Genomic DNA, 18,092 nt, shown 5'->3' on the forward strand with positions numbered 1-18,092 from the left:
CGGCCCATCGTCCGGGGCCGGGCGAGGACGCGGAACCGTAGGCCGTGGCCGGTGGTATGGGGCCGGTGAAGGTGCCGGTTTCCACGGACCTTCAGGGCGTTCGGGGTGGTCGGAGGCTGGGTGGATTCGGCGTTCGTGTTCGCGTTCGTCGATGCGGGCCACGTGTGCGTAGACCCACTGCGGTAGGACGCCGTGGGTTTGGCGGTGAGCCACGCGGGGGTTGTCTTTCATCTGAGCCAGCAAGCACTGCTCACGGGCCTTGAACTGCACCTTGCTGGAGCCGGAGTGGCTGGACTCGGAATCGCTGGGAGGAGCAGCCATGGGCCGGTTCGAGAGGCCGGGGCGGGAGAATCGCCGGCCGCGAGGGGCGTCCAGTACCGCGCGCAGCTCGCCCGTGGCCGATTCGGGGCTCATCGCTCGACCCCCGTAGTGGTGCTAGCGGCGGTGGCGGTGGTGAGGGTGAATTCGGCCCAGACCAAGGTGCCCAGGCCGGCACAGAACGGAAAGTCCACCACCGCGCGGCTGCCCCAGCGGGTGGCCAGGTGGTCGATGAGCAACAACCCCCGGCCTCGTTCTGCCTCCTCCCATTCGGTCACGGTGCGCTGGTGCGGGATGTGCGGAAAGGTCGGGGTATCGGTGCGGACCCCGTCATCGACCATGCCCACGTACAAGGTGCGGGCGTCGGGCATGAACAGGTTCCGGATCACCCGACCATCGATCTGCCCCGACCGTGAATGGGCGCAGGCGTTGGAGAACATCTCGCTCGCGCACAGGATCACCGTGTCGGTCAGATCCGGGCCCAGGCCCTCGACGCGGTACAGGTCCGCGCGCAGGTCCTCACGAACCCAACAGGCCTGGGCCAACTCGCCCGGGTAGGCACGCGAAGCCCACCGTCGCCCGGCGAAGGCCGGGGTGGGGGTGTGCAACGGCACGCGGGGACGCGGCACAATGGTCATGACACACAACTCCTTACTCACACTGAGGTCTCGTGTTGTCGTTGGGCTCTGGGAGCGCGCCAATCGCCCCCAGAGCCCGTTTTCTTGTGGTCACCCACCCGTAGCCAGGCGACCTTCACGACCTGAAGAGAAACCGAAGTCGCCTGGCACCAGCGATGTCAACTTCCCGGCCGTGATTCACGGCTTCAGCACCACGGCTTGTGTTAAGCCGACTACAGTAAAACCCAGCGGGCATCAACTTACAAGCTTGCAAGTTAAAGGCGTGTAGATTACCCAAGAAGATCCGTTTTGGGCACAAGAACGCAGTGCACAGGCGCGCCAGAGTCAGAACCGACGCTGAAGAACGAAGGATGCGATGGCTGAACCGATCCCCACCGTGCGGCAGTACCGGCTCGCTCAGGCCCTGCGTGAACTCCGGGCCGAGGCGAAGATGACCCAAGAGCAGGTCGCCGCCCGTATGGACTGGCACGTCTCCAAACTCTTCCGGCTAGAGAACGCACGTAGCCCTCGGGTGAACTGGCTAGACATCCAAGGGCTGCTCGACCTCTACGGTGTGGCCAGCCCTCAGCGAGAAGCTCTCATCCAACTGGCGAAGGATGCCAAGAAGCGAGGCTGGTGGACTTCCTACCAGGATGTCTTCACCGGATCGTTCGTCGCCCTGGAAGACGAGACCCACCTGATCCGGTACTACTCCTCAGAACTCGTCCCCGGCCTATTCCAGACAGAAGAGTACGCACGCGCCATCATCCAAGCCCTACGTCCCGGGTATGACATGCAGAGCGTCGAGCGTCGTGTCTCAGCACGCATGGCACGGCAAAGGATCTGCGAACGGGAAAGCCCCCTCCACCTGGATTTCATCCTCAACGAAGCCGTGGTCAAGCGTGTTGTCGGCGGCAGGGATGTCATGGCCGAACAACTGGAGGCCCTGCACAAGATCGCAAGCAGTCAGTCAGCGACGCTACGCCTGCTCCCGTTCGATTCGGGTGCGCACACGGCGATGGAAGGCGCTTTCACCATCTTCTCGTTCCCTGAGGACCAGTACCCCGATGTGGTCTATATCGAGGGCATGATGGGCGATTTGTACCTTGAGAGTGTTGAGAGTGTCAGCCGCTACAGAGAAGCCTTCAAGAACCTGAGCCAGGCCGCGCTTTCACCATCTGACACGATGGACCGCATCGACTCGTTGGCAAGGGAGTACCGATGATCCAGTGGTTCAAGTCCAGCTATAGCGGAGGCGACAACAACTGCGTGGAAGCGGCGCACCTACCGACTAACTTCCGCAGGTCCAGTTACAGCAGCTCGCACGGAGAATACGTGGAACTAGCCGACAGAGCAGCCGAGGCTGCTATCCGGGACACTAAGAACCGCAAACTCGGCGCCCTCTTCTTCGACGCTGGTGAGTGGCAGGCCTTCCTCGGAACCGCACACCGCGACATGCGCTGAAGTCTCCCTGGCAGTGATGAGGCCCCGACTACTAGAACTCAAGGACAGCAATCGGGGCCTTTGTTTGAGAACCATCCCCGCGTGCGCGGGGAGCAGATCTGGGAGGGCGGGAAGGACCTCGGGGCGTCGGGTCCATCCCCGCGTGCGCGGGGAGCAGCCGTGAGCGCGCTGGAAAGGAGCCTGTGACATGGGTCCATCCCCGCGTGCGCGGGGAGCAGGGCCAGGCGGGCGTTCGTGACCTGGAGGCCCGGGGTCCATCCCCGCGTGCGCGGGGAGCAGGGTATTTCGAGGAACTCCACGTCCACGGAAAAGGGTCCATCCCCGCGTGCGCGGGGAGCAGAGGCCCTCATCCACGGGGTCGATTTCATTACCGGGTCCATCCCCGCGTGCGCGGGGAGCAGTGACTTCCCCGGCGCAGGGGGTGGGGCCTGACGGGTCCATCCCCGCGTGCGCGGGGAGCAGTCTCGTTGACCTGCGATTCTATCTCGTCAGGTAGCCCGAATCTGCAACTTGTCGAGAATTGGACACCAAGCCACATTCCCCCCAAAAGGGGCCTCGGGGCCGCCACGCTCGGGGCGGCCCCGGAGGGGCTCAACCAGCAGCCCGCAAAAGCACGTCCACCAGACGCTCAGCGGCGTCGGGACGACCGTGGGACCGGGCGTTGTTCGCGATCGCCGCCCGGGTGGCCGGATCGGCCAACAGCGGCTCCACCGCCTGCTGCAAACGTTCAGGGGTCACCTCGTCCAGCAGGGCCACCGCCGCTCCCGATTCCTGGAGGTGGCGAGCGTTGTGCGCCTGCTCGTTACCCGCCGAGGAGGCCAACGGGATGAACACCGCCGCCTTCCCCAAGGCGGTCAGCTCGGCGATGGTTCCGGCACCGCTGCGGGAGATCACCACGTCCGCCAGCGCCAGCACGTCGGGCAGTTCGGGCCCGACGAAGTCGGTGAGGTGGTAGCGCTCGGCCAGCCCCGGCGGAAGCTGCCGGGCGCTCTCACGCAAGGTCGCGACGTTGGCCGCACCGCACTGGTGCACCACGTTGGCCCGGGCGAGCAACCAGGGCAGGATCGCCCGGACGTTGTCGTTGATCTGCGCCGACCCTTGCGCCCCACCGGTGACGTACACGGTGGGCAGCGTCTGGTCGTAGCCCTCGAAGCCCAGCCCCTTGGCCGCGAGGTCGGCCTGGCCGGTGAGGACCTCGGGGCGCACCGGGTTGCCGGTCACGACGGCGTCGGCCTGGGAGGATTCGGGCAGCAGCGGCACGGAGGACTGCGCCGACACGGCGATCTGCGCACCGGCGCGGGCCAGGACCTTGTTGGCCAGTCCCAGGCGCACGGTCTGCTCGTGGACCACGAGGGGCTTGCGGCACATGCGAGCGGCCAAGCCGACGGGCACGGCGACGTAACCACCGGTGGCCAGGACGACGTCGGGGGCGAAGTCGGACACGAGCCTGCATGCCTGGGCCACGCCCCGGGGCACGTTGGTCATGTCCTTGACGTTGGCCGGGGAGGCGAGCTTGAGGGGGTTCTTGGAGCGGCGGATCTTGCCGGTGGCCACGGCCTCGAAGGCGATGCCGTTGGTGGTGGCCACACGCTTCTCCAGGCTGCCGGCGGCACCCACCCACAGCACCTCGAGGGAGTTGCCGGTCGCCTCCAGGCGAGCGCGGAGCGCGTTGACGGCGGTCAGCGCGGGGTAGGTGTGGCCACCGGTGCCACCTCCGGTGACGATCAGGCGCAGGTCACGGTGGTCGTTGGTGCTGTTCACGCGGTTTCCGTCCGAGTGGGTGATGAGGAGTTCGCTTGCCGGGCCACGACGTGGTGGCCCCTGAGCACGTTAGCCGTGTTCGGGCACTGCCGTGTCCACCCTTATTGGGACGGGTCGTCATCCGGTTCGGTTCGTGTGTGGGGGGCGAGGAAGAGTCTCACGCTCTGGGCCGCGTGAACGCGAAGTTCCTCGGAGGTGGGGATGGCGTCGTCGCCCAAGAGCATGACCCGGTTGATGGGTTCGGACATCACCAGCCAGTTGAAGCGGGAGGCCGCTTCGTGGGGGTCGTCGATGGGCAGGCGCCCAGCGAAGGAGGGTTGCGTGAAGAGGCGGGCGAGGTTGTCGATGGCCCGTCCCGGCCCATGGTGGTAGAGGGCTTCGGCGAGCTCGGGGAAGCGGGGGACCTCTCCGATGACCAGGCGACGTACCCGCATCAGGCGTGGGGTGAGCACCACGGTGAGTTGGCGGTGGGCGTAGTCGGTGAGGTAGGTCGCCAGGTCGGTGCCGGCGGTGGGCCCGGGTTGGTCGTGGACGAGGTCGCCGGCGGAAGTGGTCATGTGGGTGACGATCTCGATGAACAGGCGTTCCTTGTTGCCGAAGTGCTTGTACACGGTCTGTTTGGAGACCTGGGAGCGTGCGGCGATCTCGTCCATGTTGGTGCCCAGGTAGCCGCCGTGCAGGAAGACCTCTTCGGCGGCTTCGAGGATCGCGCGTCGTTTGCGTTCCGAACGGCCCTCGTTCACGTTGCTCCTCGGTTTTCCGTTGACGCTCGGGTACTGAACGGTCTAGTTTTTCATATCAAGACAGTACTGGACCGTCCAGTTCACTTTTCAGGGGATGGGAGTCTTCTCATGCACGTCCAGTTCGCCGAACTGCCCGTGTTCGATCAGGATCGGGCCAAGGCCTTCTACACCGACAAGCTCGGCTGCCGCGTGCTCGCGGACGCGCCGATGGGCGAGGACGGGTGGCGGTGGGTGGAGCTCGGCTTCTCCGGGGCCGAGACCGCCCTGCACTTCGTTGCCCGCCCCGACGATGCCCCCTCCCCTGGGCCGGTACTGGTCCTGGTCGAGGACGACGTCCAGGGCACCGTGGACAAGCTTCGGGCCAAGGGCGTGGAGATCGTCACCGAACCGGAGGAGGCCGCCTACATGCCGGGGGTCACGGTGGCGGAGTTCCGTGACAGCGAGGGCAACCGGATGGTGGTCAGCAGCCGACTCCGGGAGGCCTCGTGAGCGGGCGCCACTCCCCCACGGTGCGTTCCCTGCGCGTCCCCGGGGCGCGGATCCACGCCGAAGTGCGGGGCTCGGGTCCGCCGCTGTTGATGATCCCGGGCGGGCCGCAGGACGCCGGGGTCCTGGCGGATCTGGCGCGGCGGCTCGCCGAGGGGTACACGACGTTGGCCTACGATCCGCGGGGCAACTCTCGTAGCGTCCTGGACGGAGCCCCCCAGGAGCAGCGGTTGGAGGTGCACGCCGAGGACGCCGCCCTGCTGGTGGAGGAACTCGGTGGCGCCCCGGCGCACGTGTTCGGTACCAGCGGGGGCGCCCAGATCGCGCTGGCGTTGGCGGCGCACCGTCCCGACCTGGTGGGCACGGTGGTGGCCCACGAACCTCCGTGCGTGCTGCTCTTGGATGATCCTTCCGAGGTCATCGCGCATGATCGGCTCGTGTACGACACCTACCGCGAGGAGGGTGTGGAGGCGGCCATGGCGCTCTTCTTCGGGATCAACGAACTCGACGGGGGCCAGGAGCCGCCCCAGGGTGAGGAGGAGGCCGCGACCTTCGAGCGGGTGGCGGGGAACTTCGACTACTTCCTCGGGCACGGATTGCTGCCGCTGTCGCTGTATCGACCGGATACCGAGACGTTGCGTCGGAACCGGACCCGGGTGGTGCTCGGTCTGGGCGAGGGGTCCGTGGGCCGGGACATCCACACCATGGGATCGGCACTGGCCCGAGAGTTGGGAAGCGAACCGATCGCGTTCGGCGGTGACCACCTGGGGTTCGAGACGGAACCGGCGGCCTTCGCCGAGACCCTGCGCGGGGTGCTCGGTCCTGGGTGAGGAGCTGCGCGAAGCCGACCGGAGATCGTTGGCGGGTCGGGGGCGCCCGGGCGCCCCATGAGGTCACGCGGGCGTGCTCGCCTCGACGATGGTCTCGATGAGGCGGCCCAGTCCCGGCTCTTCCACGGGCAGGTGTCCGGCGTTGGGCAACATCACCAGTTCCTTGGGCGCTGCGACCCGGTCGAAGAACAGGGAGCTCACCTCGACCGGTGTCCAGCGGTCCCTTTCCGGGTGTGCCAGGACCAAGGTGAAGCCGTGGGCGTGCTCGGGTTCGACCAGTGGGCCCGTTTCCAGGTAGGAGCGGAGGAAACCCAGGGGTACCTTGTTGCCTCCGCCCGAGCGGTCCCGCAGCACGGCCCGGGTCAGTTCCGGCTGATTGCTGATCGCGCCCATGTTGCTCAGCATTCGGACCGGCAAGGACACGTTCGCGAACGGGCCCGCCGAGAGCCGTGCGGCTCGGGGCGCCAGGGCACCGAGCCAGGGTCTGTGCGAGATGTGGCGTAGGACGGCGCTCTGTCGAGGGTCGAGCAGGCAGGTGGCCACCACCGTGTGCGCGGCTTCGGTGCGGGTGGCCACGTCGTAGGCGAGCATGCCACCCACACTGGCTCCGACCAGTGCGATCCGGGCACCGAACTCCTCTTGTTCGGCACGGGCCAAGGCGCACGCGGTCTCGACCCAGTGCGGGTAGCGGACGCCGGCACGGTCGGGGACTCGTGTTCGTCCGAACCCGGGTAGGTCCGGGACGATCACATGGACCCCTTGGTGCGCCACCGCCGCCGCGAAGGGCGCCAGTAACCCGGAGTGCCCGCCCATCCCGTGGAGGAACAGGGTTCGGCGGGAGGCGTTCGGATCGCCCCACCGGTCGACGTACACCGATGTGCGGCCGTCACGAAACCAGGTCCGGTGTCTGGGTACGGACCGAACTCGCAAATTGTCGGGCATGAGTGCCGTGTAAGGATCGTTCACACCACGATCGTCCGCCCGTGGAGGGCTCCGGACAACTCGCATTGGAAGCACCATCGACACACCTCGCAAGACCCCGCGCCAGCAGCGCTCTCGGCGGACCGTCCATGAGCTGTTGGAAGCGGCTGCTCAGGTTTTCGAACAGGAGGGGTACGGCGCGACCACCAATCGGATCGCCGAACGGGCCGGGTACTCCATCGGAACCCTGTACCAGTACTTTCCGAACAAGCGGGCCTTGCTCCACGCACTGGCCGAACGGCACGTGCGCGCCACCAGGGACCGCTTCAGGGAGCTTTTCGTGCGGCTGCGCTCACGATCTCCCACGTGGGAGGAGACCGTTGGTCGCATGTGCGAACTCCTGGTGGCCGAGCATCGACGACGACCGCGTCTGCACGCGTTGTCGCACCGGTACACGCCAAGGACACCGGAGGGCGTGGCCGAGCTCGATGCGTTCTTCGCCGAGGTGACCGAAGAGGTGACCTGGCACCTGCGGCGGTGTGGTCTGGGCGGTCCGGATCCGAACCGGACGGCCGCGTTGCTCCCGCACACCGCCGATGCCCGGTCGCACGGGGTGCTTCTGGGTGAGGAGGACGCGGCGCGAACCCGCACGGGCCGCCGTCTCCACCGCTCAGCGGTCCAGGGTCGGGGGCAGGTCGAAGAGCGGGAACAGGGTGGTGTCGAAGAACACCGAGCAGTGGCCGATGCCCTGAGGTCGCAGGGTGAGCACGTGGATACCGAAGGCCCGGTGGGGGCCCTCGCTCTCGCGCAGGTACATGCCGTAGGCGGGTTGGCCGTTGGCCGCGGTCGGTACCAGGGCCAGGTCACCGGGTTCCTCGGCCGGGCACTGGGCGTGGATCAGCCGCACGATGTGTTCGGGGCCGCGCACCCAGGTGGCGAAGGGCGGCATCTCGAAGGTCGCTTCGGCGGTGAACAGGTCGATGAGCGCGCCGATGTCGTAGCTCTCGAAGGCCGCGACGTAGCGGTCGAGGAGTTCGCGTTGTTCGGTGGCGGGTTCACCGACCTTCTCCTGCTCCGGTAGGACCTTGTCGATCCGGGCTCGGGCCCGTTGGAGGAGGCTGTTGACGGCCGGGACGGTGGTGTCGAGGATCCGGGCGACCTCGGCGGCGCTGAACCGCAACACCTCGCGCAGGATCAGCACGGCGCGCTGTTTGGCGGGTAGGTACTGCATGGCGGCCACCAGGGCGAGTCGGACGCTGTCGCGGGTGGCCACCACGGCGCCGGGGTCCTCATCACCGACCCCGAGCCGGTCGGGCATCGGCTCCAACCAGGGCACCTCGGGGTTGTGGGCCGGCTCCCCTTCTGGTTCGCGGGTGGGCCCTCCCAGGTTGGTCGGCAGGGGTCTGCGGTCGCGTTTTTCCAGGGCGGTCAGGCACGCGGTGGTGGCGATCCGGTGCAGCCAGGTGCGCAGGCTGGAGCGCCCTTCGAAGCGCTGGTAGCCCTTCCAGGCCCGCAGGTAGGTCTCTTGGACCAGGTCCTCGGCGTCGTGCGCCGAGCCGAGCATGCGGTAACAGTGCGCGTAGAGTTCACGCCGGTAGGGGCCGGTGAGCCTGGCGAAGTCCTGGTCGATCGTCGTCTGTCGCACCACGATCGTCAGGCTAGGCATGCCCTACGACAAAACGGGGGCCGGCGCCCCGGTGGGGGCACCGACCCACCGCTCAGGAGGCGTTCTCCATGGCGGCCCGCTGTTCGGGGCTGATCTGGATGATCTGCACGTGGTTGCCGTCGGGGTCTTGGGCGGTGGCGAACAGACTGCCATCGCGGTCCTCCAGCGGGGCCACCCACGTGGTGCGGCGTTCGTCCATGCGCGCGGCGATGGCGCGCGCGTCGGCGACGTCGAAGTTGAGGATCATCCGGTTGGCGTCGGCCGCCTTGGCTTCCACGTCTTCGCGCCGGTCGATCAGCAGGTGGAAGGTGCCGAACCTCAGCACGTGGTAGCCGTCCATGGTGTTGTTCTCGGCCGGGTCGAGCACGGCGGCGTACCAGTCGCGCAGGCGGTCGGGGTCGGTGGTGGCCAGGAGCATGCTGTCGAGTACGGGCTTGTTCATCGGGTCCTCCCGGTGGGTGTGGTGTCGTTCTCTGTCGTATGTGTCGACTCGGCTCGGCCCTCGAACTCATCGGTCGCTTCGCTGGAGGTGGGTGCGTCGCGGAGCAGGATCAGGGCTAGGACACCGAAGCCCAGCATGGCGACGAACCCGACGCCGGCGGTGATGTTGAGGCCGGCGGTGAAGGCCTCCCGGGCGGAGGTGAGCAGGGCCTATTCCTGTTCGATGGGCAGTGCTTCGGCGACGTTGACCGCGCCCGCCAGGGTCTGGGCGGCGGCCTCGTCGATTCCTTCGGGGAGTGCCACACGGGCGCGGTAGACGGCGGCGGCGAGGCTTCCCAGGAGTGCCACTCCGATCGCGATGCCGAACTCGCCGCTGGTCTCCGACATGGACGCGGCCGATCCGGCTTTCTCGCGGGGTGCGGAGCCCACGACGATGTCGGCGATCAGGGCCGCTCCGGGTCCGAGTCCCACGGAGGTGAGCAACAACCCCAGGACCACGATCCCGGTGCCGTCGTCGGCCAGGGTGAACGCCAGCAGTGCGAACCCGGTGGCACTGACGAACATGCCGCCGCCGATCACGTTCGCCCTGCCCACGCGTCTGGCCAAGGAGGGGGCCGCCATGGTGGTCACGATCATGGCCAGGGCCGGGGGCACCAGCCAGAATCCGGCCTGGAGCGGGGAGTTGTCGGCGACCATCTGGAGGTACTGGCTGAGCAGTAGGAACGTTCCGCCCATGGCCAAGGCGCCGACCATCATGGTGACCAGGGCGGCGCCGAAGGACGGTTCTCGGAACAGACCCAGGTCCAGTAGGGGGTCGGGCAGGAGCGACTGCCTGCGCACGAACCACACGCCCATGGCGAGGCCGGCCAGGGCGGTGAGCAGGGAGGTCGTCACCGATCCGCCCTCGGCGGCGGTCTTGAGGGCGTAGATGATGGGCAGGATCGCGGCCAGGGACAGGGCGACGCTGAACAAATCGAGACGGCCGGCGGCGGGGTCGCGGTGTTCGGGTAGGAGCAGTGGCGCGCAGATCAGCAGCAGGAGCATCACGGGGACGCCCAGGAGGAAGACCGATCCCCACCAGAACCACTGCAGGAGGACCCCGCCGATGGCGGGGCCCAGGGCGGTGCCGCCCATGAAACAACTGCTCCATACCGCGATGGCGACCGCGCGTTGGGCCGGTAGGTGGAACATGTTGCTGATCAGCGCCAGGGTGGAGGGCATGAGGGTGGCGCCGGCGATGCCCATGAGGGTGCGGGTGAGGATGAGCGCTTCGGCGCTGGTGGAGAAGGCGGCGGCCACCGAGGCCAGGCCGAAGACGGTGGCGCCGATCATCAGGAGTCTACGGCGGCCGATGCGATCGCCGAGGGTTCCCATGGTGATGAGGAACCCGGCGATCATGAATCCGTACACGTCCATGATCCACAGGGTCTGGGCGCCGGTGGGGCGTAGGTCTGCGGCCAGGTGGGGCAGTGCCAGGTAGAGCACGCTCATGTCCAGGGACAGCAGCAGGGTGGGCAGGGCCAGGACCGCGAGTCCCAGCCATGCGCGTCGGTCGGCCCGTTCGGGTGCGCCTTGGGGTGGTGCGGTGGTGTTCATATGCCTTCCTCGGTCCGTTGTTCGTTCGTGTGTACGGACTCGGGAGGGAATGAAGACTCATCGCCGGCGGGGAGGGGTCGGGGCGTCGGGTGTCGGAATAGTGCCGAGCAGCCCCAGCTTTCGAGGAACGATCCTCATGACCTACGTGGCCGGGTTGAACATCGCATACGAATCCCCGCACCTTTGTTGGGTGACTGCCCGGCCTCTCGGTGTTAGCTTCGCGTCAACGGTCCGGTGTTCGATGTGTGACGGATCGTGGTCGGCATCCGGTAGGGGGTGCCTGTCTCACGCGGAGGGGGTCCGCGACATGCGCGCAGTGGTGTTCGAGAACTACGGGGAATTCCCCTCGATGACCGAGGTCGCCAAACCTGAGCCAGGACCGGGCGAGGTGCTCATGCGGGTGGCCGGTGCGGGGGCGTGCCACTCCGACATCAGCATCTACCGGGTGTTCGAGGAGGGTGATCCGGGGGCGCAGAGACCGCCGTTCGTCCTGGGGCACGAGAACGCCGGGTGGGTCGAGGAGCTGGGTCCGGGGGTGAGCGAGCGCGTCCAGATCGGCGGTGCCTATCTGGCCTATGGGCCCATCGGCTGTCTGCACTGTCGTCAGTGCGTCGCGGGCGTGGAGACCTACTGCGAGAACGCCTCGACCCTGCCCTACCTGGCGGTGGGGTTGGGGCGCGATGGTGGCATGGCCGAGTACATGACCGTACCCGCCCACCACCTCATTCCGTTGGGCGATGCCGATCCGGTGGCCGCCGCTCCGCTGGCCGACGCGGGCCTGACCCCCTATCACGCGGTCAAGGAGTCCTTGCCTTACCTGGCCGGCGGGGGTCGGTACGCGTTGGCGATCGGTTTGGGCGGGCTCGGCCGGATCGGGGTGCAGATCCTCAAGGCCTTGACGGGGGCCACGGTGATCGCCACCGACGTCAAGGAGGAGGCGCGTGCTCGCGCCGAGGCCGATGGGGCGGTCACGGTCGACGCCGGGGAGGATCAGGTGGAGCGGATTCGCGAGCTCACCGGTGGCCGTGGGGTGGACGTGGCGTTCGACTTCGTGGGGGCGAAGCCGACGTTGGCCACGGCCATGGCGAGCATGGCCCAGGGTGGTCGGTGCAATCTGGTGGGCATCGCGGGGGGCACCCATGAGTTCTCGTTCTTCACCAACCCGTACGAGACCTACGTGACCAACACCTACTGGGGTTCGGTTCCAGAGCTGTGGGAGGTGGTGGACATGTACAAGGCGGGACAGATCCGCCCGGAGGTGGAGCGGTTCGCCATGGACGATGCCCTGGAGGCGTACCGGAAGCTGGAGGCGGGTGAGGTCAGCGGTCGTGCGGTCGTGATGCCCAACCCGAGCTGAACCGGCGTTCAGGTGTTCGTCGCAGGCCGTCCGGACCGCACCCTTGCCGAGTGGGGTCCCGGGCGGTCTTGGCGTAGTGGTCTCCCCGGGTGTGGTGGAGATTCGGGGACCTGTCAGGATGCCCAGCACGTCGCACGAGTGAGTAGCAAGGAGCGCAATGGATCTGGGAATCGCCGGCAGGGTCGCCCTGGTGACCGCGGCCAGTTCCGGTCTGGGTCGGGCGATCGCTCTCGCCCTGGCCGCCGAGGGGGTCCGGGTGGCGGTGACCGGCCGTGACGAGGGACGGCTTCAGGACACGGTCCAGGCCTGCCGTGAGCAGGGTGTGGAGGCCGTGGGGATCATCTGGGACCTGGCCGAGTACGGGCGAGCCGGGGAGGTCGTCGATCGGGTGGTCGCGGAGCTGGGACCGGTGGACGTTCTGGTCAACAACACCGGTGGGCCGCCGCCCACTTCGGCCCTGGGTCAGGATTCGGATCTGTGGCAGGACATGTACGCGTCCATGGTGTTGCCGGTGATCGGCTTGACCGACGCGGTCGTGGGCGGGATGCGTGAACGGGGGTGGGGTCGGATCATCACGAGTACCTCCTCGGGGCCGATCTCGCCCATCCCGAACCTGGGGGTGTCCAACACCCTGCGCGCGTCGTTGCATTCGTGGTCCAAGACGGTGGCCGGTGAGGTGGCCGCCGATGGGGTGACGGTGAACGTGATCGTGCCGGGCAAGATCGCCACCCCGCGCGTGGAGTCGTTGGATCGGGCCCGCGCCGAACGTCAGGGGACGTCCTTGTCGGAGGTCCAAGAGCAGGGGCGTGCCTCGATCCCGGTGGGTCGTTACGGCGACCCGGCCGAGTACGGGGCGGTGGCGGCCTTCCTGGCGAGCCGGCAGGCGGCGTACGTGACCGGTTCGGTGGTGCGGGTGGACGGCGGGCAGATCCCGTCGGTCTGAGACCCGGGTGCCGTCAGGGTCACCCGGGTGTCCCGCCGAGCGGTCCCGTTCCCAGGGTGGGGCGGGGTGTGGAGGAACCTCGTGGGTTCGGGTGGTCGGTCCTTCACGGCCCCAGGCCGTGGACGTCGGTGACCACGTCGCCGTTCGTGAGGTGACAGACCACCGCTCCGGGGACGACCAACAGTCGGTGCTCGACCTCGTCCGCCGAGATGGGTCCGGCGGCAAGGGGCAGCGGCTCCATCCAGGCCCCTCCCTCGTCCTCGGCTCCCATCGGGGCCGCGTACACCGATGCCGCGCCGCTCTCGGGGTCCAGGTGCGGCACCAGGAGGGTGTCCCTCAGTGGGACGGCGTTGGCCAGGTGGGCGGGGGTGATCTCCTCCTCGTCTACGGTGACGGAGGTGACGATCTCACCGTCGCGGTCCACCTCGTGCGCTTCGAAGGCCCAGTCGGCATCGGTCACGTACGCCTCGTCGTCGAAGTCGACGGCGACCACCGCGCCTCGGCGATCGGCGCGCAGGGTACGCGCCGCCGGGTCGATGGGCCGTCCCTGGTCGTCGACCGCCTCTTGGGGGTGGCGGACGTGCTCTCCGTCCAAGGGATCGAGCACCATCCCTCGCACCGGGGTCGGGGAGGTCTCCAGCAGCAGCGCGGACGGTGCGCCCGGTGTGGGCGGGGCCCTCTCGATCCGGGTCAGGGTGATCGTGTCGACGGGTCCGGTCACCGATTCGAGGTCGCTCCACAGGATGCGTCCGGTGGTCGGGTCCAAGGCCGTGACGTTGATCGTCAGGGTCTGGGCCCGGCCCGCGAACAGGAGCGGGTCCTTGGCGCCCTCGCTCAGGTCCAGTTCGGCGAGTTCCTCTTCACTCATACAGGCGTGCGCCACCACGAGCGCCCCCGTGTCGGTGAGGCCGCCGGGCGGGTAGGCCACGGGGTCCGCTTGGAAGGTGCAGACCTCGCCGGGCCAGGGTGGGCGAAAGGCCCATAGTTCGTCGCCGGACTCGGCCGAACGTGCCAGCAGGACCCCCGATTCGGCGCTGCCCGCTCCCCACTCCGAGGACAGCTCCCTGGCCTCTCCAGGACCGAGCTCGTGCAGGCCGACCAGTGGGGAGTACATGTTCCGGCCTTGGGTCCCCTCCTGGGGGTCGACCGTCCTTTCCCAGGCCACCTCCCCGGTGGCGGCGTCCAGGACGGTGAACCGGCCCGGGGTGTCGGGTTCGGGTGGGCGCAGGAAGTAGGCGTGTTCGCCCAGTACTCCCCACCCGTTTCCGTCCTGGGGGGTGGTCGCGTCGAGTTCGCGGTAGGTCCACAGTTCCCGGCCGTCGGCCCCGTCCAGGGCGATGAGTCCGTCGTCGAGCACCGCGATCGGTCCGTGGGTGCCGCGCACCAGGTCGACCACGGTGGTGTCCTGTGGCGGCGACCACGTCCATGCGTGGGTGCGCGGACCCGCGGGGAATTCGGCGGGGGTCCCCGGGTGTGGCTCTGCGATCTGGTGGATGAGTCCGGCCCGGTCCTGGTACCAGGACACCGTGGCCACCAGGGCCAGAACGAGCACGCCCACGCCTAATGCGAGCCAGACCCGTCTGCGTGCGCGGGCGGGCCCGATGGGCGCTGGGGTGGACGAAGTCGATCCGAGGTGCGAGGTCGGACCGGTGTGCCCGTGCGGGGGTAGGGGGGAGGTCACGACCGGAGGCTATCGGAAGGACCCACCTCCAGGCCGAGGGTGGAGCAGAGTTCGTCACGAACACGTGTGCAGGACTCGTCGAAGGTCACCACCTCGACCGGTCCGCCACGAAGCCAGCGGGCGAGCTGGTCGTGCCACTCCTCGCGCGGCATGGAGACGGTGTCCGGTGGTGTGAGGTCTTCGACGACCACTCCCGGGGGGCCGTCCGTGAGGACGGTGACCCGGTGTTCGGGGTAGGTCTCGGCGAGGTCGACGTGGAGGGGCCGGGCCGAGTGCAAAACCACGACGTGGGTCTGTTCGGGGTTCTCGTTGGTGGACATGGGCGCCTTTCCTTGGGGGGAACGTCCGGAACCTACTCATGTGTGGCCGTCTCAAAACGTGTTCGCGTAGGCCGGTTCCGGTCACTCCCCCTTGGATTCGATCGAGCCCGCTCTTCGGTGGCCCTGGCGGTTCGTCCTCGGTGCGCGGCCGGCCCCGGATCACACCCGCCACGGTGTCCGCCTTATCGACAACTCACCCATGTGCCACCAAGCTGGGTCCATGCGAATCCTGCGGCACCTCCAACGCATCGACCAGAGCGTCTACGACAGGGTGACCCGGGTGGGCACCCCCCGGTTGGACGGCTTCACCCCCAGGTTCGTCCAAGCCACCGACCACATGGTCCCCTGGATGATGATCTCGGCGACCCTCGCGGTCACCGGTGGCCCGCGCCTGCGACGCACCGCGCTGCGCGCCATCACCGCGGCCGGGCTCGCCAACGCGACCGCCTCGGTGGTCAAGTACCTGCTGCCCCGGACCCGACCGGACGACTCGGCGATCCCGGCGGCCCGCTCCCCCTACCGTTCCTACCCCAGTTCCTCCTTTCCCTCCGGACACACCGCGGCCGCGTTCGGGTTCACCGCCGGAATCGCCGCCGACGCCCCCAAGCCCATGGCCGCCTTGGTGGCCGGTCTGGCCGGTCTGGTGGGTCTCTCGCGCGTGCACAGCGGGGTCCACTACCCCGGCGACGTGCTCGGTGGGATGGCGGTGGGACTCGGCGCCGGACTGCTGGCCCGCGCGGTCATCCCGCCCCGGCCCGAACTCAGCTTCGGTGCGAGCACCATTCCCGCGGGCGAGGCCGACGAGGATCCCGAGGGGGCCGGGGTGACGGTGGTGCTCAACCCGCGCTCGGCCAGTGGTGCCCTGCCGGCCTTCAACATCGCCGACACCACCAGTCGGGTGGCTCGGCAGCTTCCTCGGGCCCGGATCGTGCCGATGTCGGCCGACGACGACATCCTGGAAGTGATGAACGAGGCCGCGCGCGACTGTGAGGTCCTGGCGGTGGCGGGGGGCGACGGCACCGTCAACGCGGGGGCCGGGGCGGCCCTGCGACACGACAGACCGTTGCTGGTGCTGCCCGATGGCACCTTGAACAACTTCGCCCGCACCTTGGGGTTGACCTCGGTGGACATCGCGCTGCGCGCTTTCGCCGACCGCCGGTTGGCCAGGGTGGACGTGGGTGAGGTGGACGGTCACGTCTTCCTCAACACCGCCTCGTTCGGTTCCTACCCACGGATGGTGGAGCGACGGGACCGTTGGGCGCAGCGCATCGGTAAATGGCCCGCGTTCGCCTGGGCGCTCTGGCGGGACCTGCGGGAGGTGCGGCCCACCCCGGCGCTGGTGGACGGACGCCCGGCCAAGGTGTGGTGGGCGTTCGTGGGCAACTGCCGGTACCGAACGCACGCCCGGCTGCCCGCGCTACGGGAGCGACTGGACGATGGCCGGTTGGACGTGCGGGTGTTGTGCGCCCGGTACCCGTTCCCCCGGGTGCGAGCATTGACGGACGTGCTGCTGGACCGGCGCCTGTCCGGGCGAGGGTACACCGAGCGACTCGTCGAATCGCTGAGCCTGGCCATCCCGTCCACTCCGCGGCTGATCGCGGTGGACGGAGAGGTACGGGAGGGGTCGGCGACCATGTCGTTCCACAAGCGGCCGGCGGCGCTGCGGGTGTTCGTGCCCGCGATCATGCACGGCTGAGCCTGGTTCGACGCGAGGCGGACGGCAGATGGGGCCGGTGTCGGCGGTCATCGGCACGGTGCCACGCCGCTTCATGGGGTCGAAGCCACCCGTGTGCCTTCCTGGCACCAGGCCTGTTCAGCGGTAACGACGTCCAGGACAGTGACCGAGTACACGGAGAGATGGCAGGTGGCCATCGGGGTCTCACCGGGTTCGATGCGGGTGGGCTTCACCGAAGCGGCCCCTCGGCCTCGGGGTCCTGGGCTACGCTGCTGCTCCGAAAGTGCGGGACACGAGGACTCACGGACAACGATGAGGAGACCGCATATGGGCGAAGCCGTGGGGACGGGGCCACGGGCCGGGGCGCTGCACGAGGTCGTCGATGGGGTCTACGCCTGGGTGCAGCCCGATGGCACCTGGTGGGTCAACAATGCCGGGGCCGTCGCCGGGGACGACGGAGTGTTGGTTGTGGACACCTGTGCCACCGCGACCCGCACCCGCCGGTTCCTGGACGCGCTCACCGCCGTCACAGGCGGAGCGCCCGTGCGCTGGGCCCTCAATACCCACCAGCACGGCGACCACACCTATGGTAACAGCCTGCTACCCGCGTCCACGGCGCTGATCGGGCAGACCACCATGCGCCAGGCCTTGAAAACCGATCCCCTCTTCGAGAACGTGCCGCCCGCTTGGACGCCCACGCCGAACTGGGGCGCGGTCACCCGCAGGCTTCCATCGATCACCATGGATCGTGAACTCACGCTCCACCTGGGCGGGCGCCGCGTCGATCTGCGCCATCCCGGCTACACCGCGCACACCCCCGGCGACGTGGTGGCCTGGCTGCCGGAGGAACGGGTGTTGTTCACCGGCGATCTACTCTTCCACGGCCTGACCCCGCTGGTGTTCATGGGATCGGTGCCGGGCGCACTACGTTCCCTGGAGTGGATGCGCGCCTTCTCCCCCGAACACGTCGTGCCCGGCCACGGACCGGTGCTGGGCTCCACCGATCTGGACTCGGTGCTCGCCGCCCACGAGCGTTATTACCGGTTCGTCCTAGCCACCGCCGAGGAATCCGTGCGTGCGGACCGTACTCCACTGGAGACCGCCAAGGCCCTTGACCTGGGCGAGTTCGCCGCTTGGGCGGACTCCGAACGGATCGTGATGAACCTGCACCGTGCCCAGGCCGACCTCGTCGGTGAACCCATGGACCTGCTGGGGGCCTTGGGCGACGCGGTCGCGTGGAACGGCGGCCCGATGGCCACCGGTGTGTAACGGT

At 68.4% G+C, this 18,092-nt stretch carries 16 protein-coding genes, 2 pseudogenes and 1 CRISPR repeat array; of the genes and pseudogenes, 9 read left to right on the top strand and 9 right to left on the bottom strand.

Features of this window, described 5'->3' with window-relative positions:
• Positions 1 to 410: 410 nt before the first annotated feature.
• Positions 411 to 956 (bottom strand): ATP-binding protein, encoded by a 546-nt coding sequence (locus D472_RS0110175; RefSeq protein ID WP_017604378.1) that lies wholly within the window; start codon positions 954 to 956, stop codon positions 411 to 413.
• 355 nt (positions 957 to 1,311) lie between these two features.
• Here D472_RS0110175 and D472_RS0110180 point away from each other — a divergent pair, with 355 nt between their 5' ends.
• The gene (locus tag D472_RS0110180; protein ID WP_017604379.1) at positions 1,312 to 2,160 is read left to right on the top strand and encodes a helix-turn-helix domain-containing protein; all 849 of its coding nucleotides are present in this window, start codon (positions 1,312 to 1,314) and stop codon (positions 2,158 to 2,160) included.
• A complete protein-coding gene (locus D472_RS0110185) occupies positions 2,157 to 2,399 on the top strand; it encodes a DUF397 domain-containing protein (protein WP_017604380.1) in 243 nt (80 codons plus the stop codon). The genes D472_RS0110180 and D472_RS0110185 overlap by 4 nt, the downstream gene beginning before the upstream one ends.
• Before the next feature lie 67 nt (positions 2,400 to 2,466).
• A CRISPR array of direct repeats spans positions 2,467 to 2,861; the repeat unit is 29 nt; unit sequence GGGTCCATCCCCGCGTGCGCGGGGAGCAG.
• A 129-nt stretch (positions 2,862 to 2,990) separates the two neighbouring features.
• On the opposite strand, the gene D472_RS0110190 is transcribed toward D472_RS0110185, so the two are convergent.
• Both D472_RS0110190 and D472_RS0110195 read right to left on the bottom strand, forming a co-directional pair.
• Positions 2,991 to 4,160 (bottom strand): UDP-N-acetylglucosamine--N-acetylmuramyl-(pentapeptide) pyrophosphoryl-undecaprenol N-acetylglucosamine transferase, encoded by a 1,170-nt coding sequence (locus D472_RS0110190; protein WP_017604381.1) that lies wholly within the window; start codon positions 4,158 to 4,160, stop codon positions 2,991 to 2,993.
• Positions 4,161 to 4,261: 101 nt separating this feature from the next.
• Positions 4,262 to 4,903, bottom strand: coding sequence for a TetR/AcrR family transcriptional regulator (locus D472_RS0110195; protein WP_017604382.1), 642 nt, complete (start codon positions 4,901 to 4,903; stop codon positions 4,262 to 4,264).
• 108 nt (positions 4,904 to 5,011) lie between these two features.
• Between D472_RS0110195 and D472_RS0110200 the strand changes: the two genes are divergently transcribed.
• The gene (locus D472_RS0110200) at positions 5,012 to 5,392 is read left to right on the top strand and encodes a VOC family protein (RefSeq protein ID WP_017604383.1); all 381 of its coding nucleotides are present in this window, start codon (positions 5,012 to 5,014) and stop codon (positions 5,390 to 5,392) included.
• Positions 5,389 to 6,219, top strand: coding sequence for an alpha/beta fold hydrolase (locus tag D472_RS0110205; RefSeq protein WP_017604384.1), 831 nt, complete (start codon positions 5,389 to 5,391; stop codon positions 6,217 to 6,219). The genes D472_RS0110200 and D472_RS0110205 overlap by 4 nt, the downstream gene beginning before the upstream one ends.
• Positions 6,220 to 6,282: 63 nt before the next feature.
• Here D472_RS0110205 and D472_RS0110210 read toward each other — a convergent pair whose 3' ends face one another.
• Positions 6,283 to 7,185, bottom strand: a complete 903-nt coding sequence (locus tag D472_RS0110210; protein WP_017604385.1) for an alpha/beta hydrolase — start codon at positions 7,183 to 7,185, stop codon at positions 6,283 to 6,285.
• A gap of 112 nt (positions 7,186 to 7,297) precedes the next feature.
• Between D472_RS0110210 and D472_RS29295 the strand changes: the two are divergent.
• Positions 7,298 to 7,420: pseudogene (locus D472_RS29295) on the top strand (helix-turn-helix domain-containing protein); the annotation flags it as partial.
• Positions 7,421 to 7,810: 390 nt separating this feature from the next.
• On the opposite strand, the gene D472_RS0110220 reads toward D472_RS29295, so the two are convergent.
• The 3 genes and pseudogenes from D472_RS0110220 to D472_RS26705 all read right to left on the bottom strand — a co-directional run bounded on the left by D472_RS0110220 (position 7,811) and on the right by D472_RS26705 (position 10,843).
• Complete coding sequence (locus D472_RS0110220; protein ID WP_026117551.1) at positions 7,811 to 8,797, bottom strand: sigma-70 family RNA polymerase sigma factor; 987 nt, start codon at positions 8,795 to 8,797, stop codon at positions 7,811 to 7,813.
• Between the two features lie 61 nt (positions 8,798 to 8,858).
• Complete coding sequence (locus tag D472_RS0110225; RefSeq protein ID WP_017604388.1) at positions 8,859 to 9,248, bottom strand: VOC family protein; 390 nt, start codon at positions 9,246 to 9,248, stop codon at positions 8,859 to 8,861.
• Positions 9,245 to 10,843: pseudogene (locus D472_RS26705) on the bottom strand (MFS transporter). Before D472_RS26705 ends, D472_RS0110225 begins: the two are co-directional and overlap by 4 nt.
• Positions 10,844 to 11,150: 307 nt before the next feature.
• Here D472_RS26705 and D472_RS0110235 point away from each other — a divergent pair.
• Positions 11,151 to 12,200: an NAD(P)-dependent alcohol dehydrogenase gene (locus D472_RS0110235; protein WP_017604390.1), complete on the top strand. Its 1,050-nt coding sequence runs from the start codon at positions 11,151 to 11,153 to the stop codon at positions 12,198 to 12,200.
• Positions 12,201 to 12,357: 157 nt separating this feature from the next.
• Complete coding sequence (locus D472_RS0110240; protein ID WP_017604391.1) at positions 12,358 to 13,143, top strand: SDR family oxidoreductase; 786 nt, start codon at positions 12,358 to 12,360, stop codon at positions 13,141 to 13,143.
• A 103-nt stretch (positions 13,144 to 13,246) separates the two neighbouring features.
• On the opposite strand, the gene D472_RS0110245 is transcribed toward D472_RS0110240, so the two are convergent.
• Both D472_RS0110245 and D472_RS0110250 read right to left on the bottom strand, forming a co-directional pair.
• Complete coding sequence (locus D472_RS0110245; RefSeq protein ID WP_017604392.1) at positions 13,247 to 14,695, bottom strand: outer membrane protein assembly factor BamB family protein; 1,449 nt, start codon at positions 14,693 to 14,695, stop codon at positions 13,247 to 13,249.
• 125 nt (positions 14,696 to 14,820) lie between these two features.
• Positions 14,821 to 15,144: a hypothetical protein gene (locus tag D472_RS0110250; RefSeq protein ID WP_017604393.1), complete on the bottom strand. Its 324-nt coding sequence runs from the start codon at positions 15,142 to 15,144 to the stop codon at positions 14,821 to 14,823.
• A 220-nt stretch (positions 15,145 to 15,364) separates the two neighbouring features.
• Here D472_RS0110250 and D472_RS0110255 point away from each other — a divergent pair, with 220 nt between their 5' ends.
• Both D472_RS0110255 and D472_RS0110265 read left to right on the top strand, forming a co-directional pair.
• Complete coding sequence (locus D472_RS0110255; RefSeq protein ID WP_017604394.1) at positions 15,365 to 16,840, top strand: phosphatase PAP2 family protein; 1,476 nt, start codon at positions 15,365 to 15,367, stop codon at positions 16,838 to 16,840.
• Between the two features lie 306 nt (positions 16,841 to 17,146).
• Positions 17,147 to 18,088 (top strand): MBL fold metallo-hydrolase, encoded by a 942-nt coding sequence (locus D472_RS0110265; protein WP_017604396.1) that lies wholly within the window; start codon positions 17,147 to 17,149, stop codon positions 18,086 to 18,088.
• Positions 18,089 to 18,092: the final 4 nt, after the last annotated feature.

It is taken from the genome of Nocardiopsis alkaliphila YIM 80379 (assembly GCF_000341005.1).
Taxonomy (GTDB): domain Bacteria; phylum Actinomycetota; class Actinomycetes; order Streptosporangiales; family Streptosporangiaceae; genus Nocardiopsis; species Nocardiopsis alkaliphila.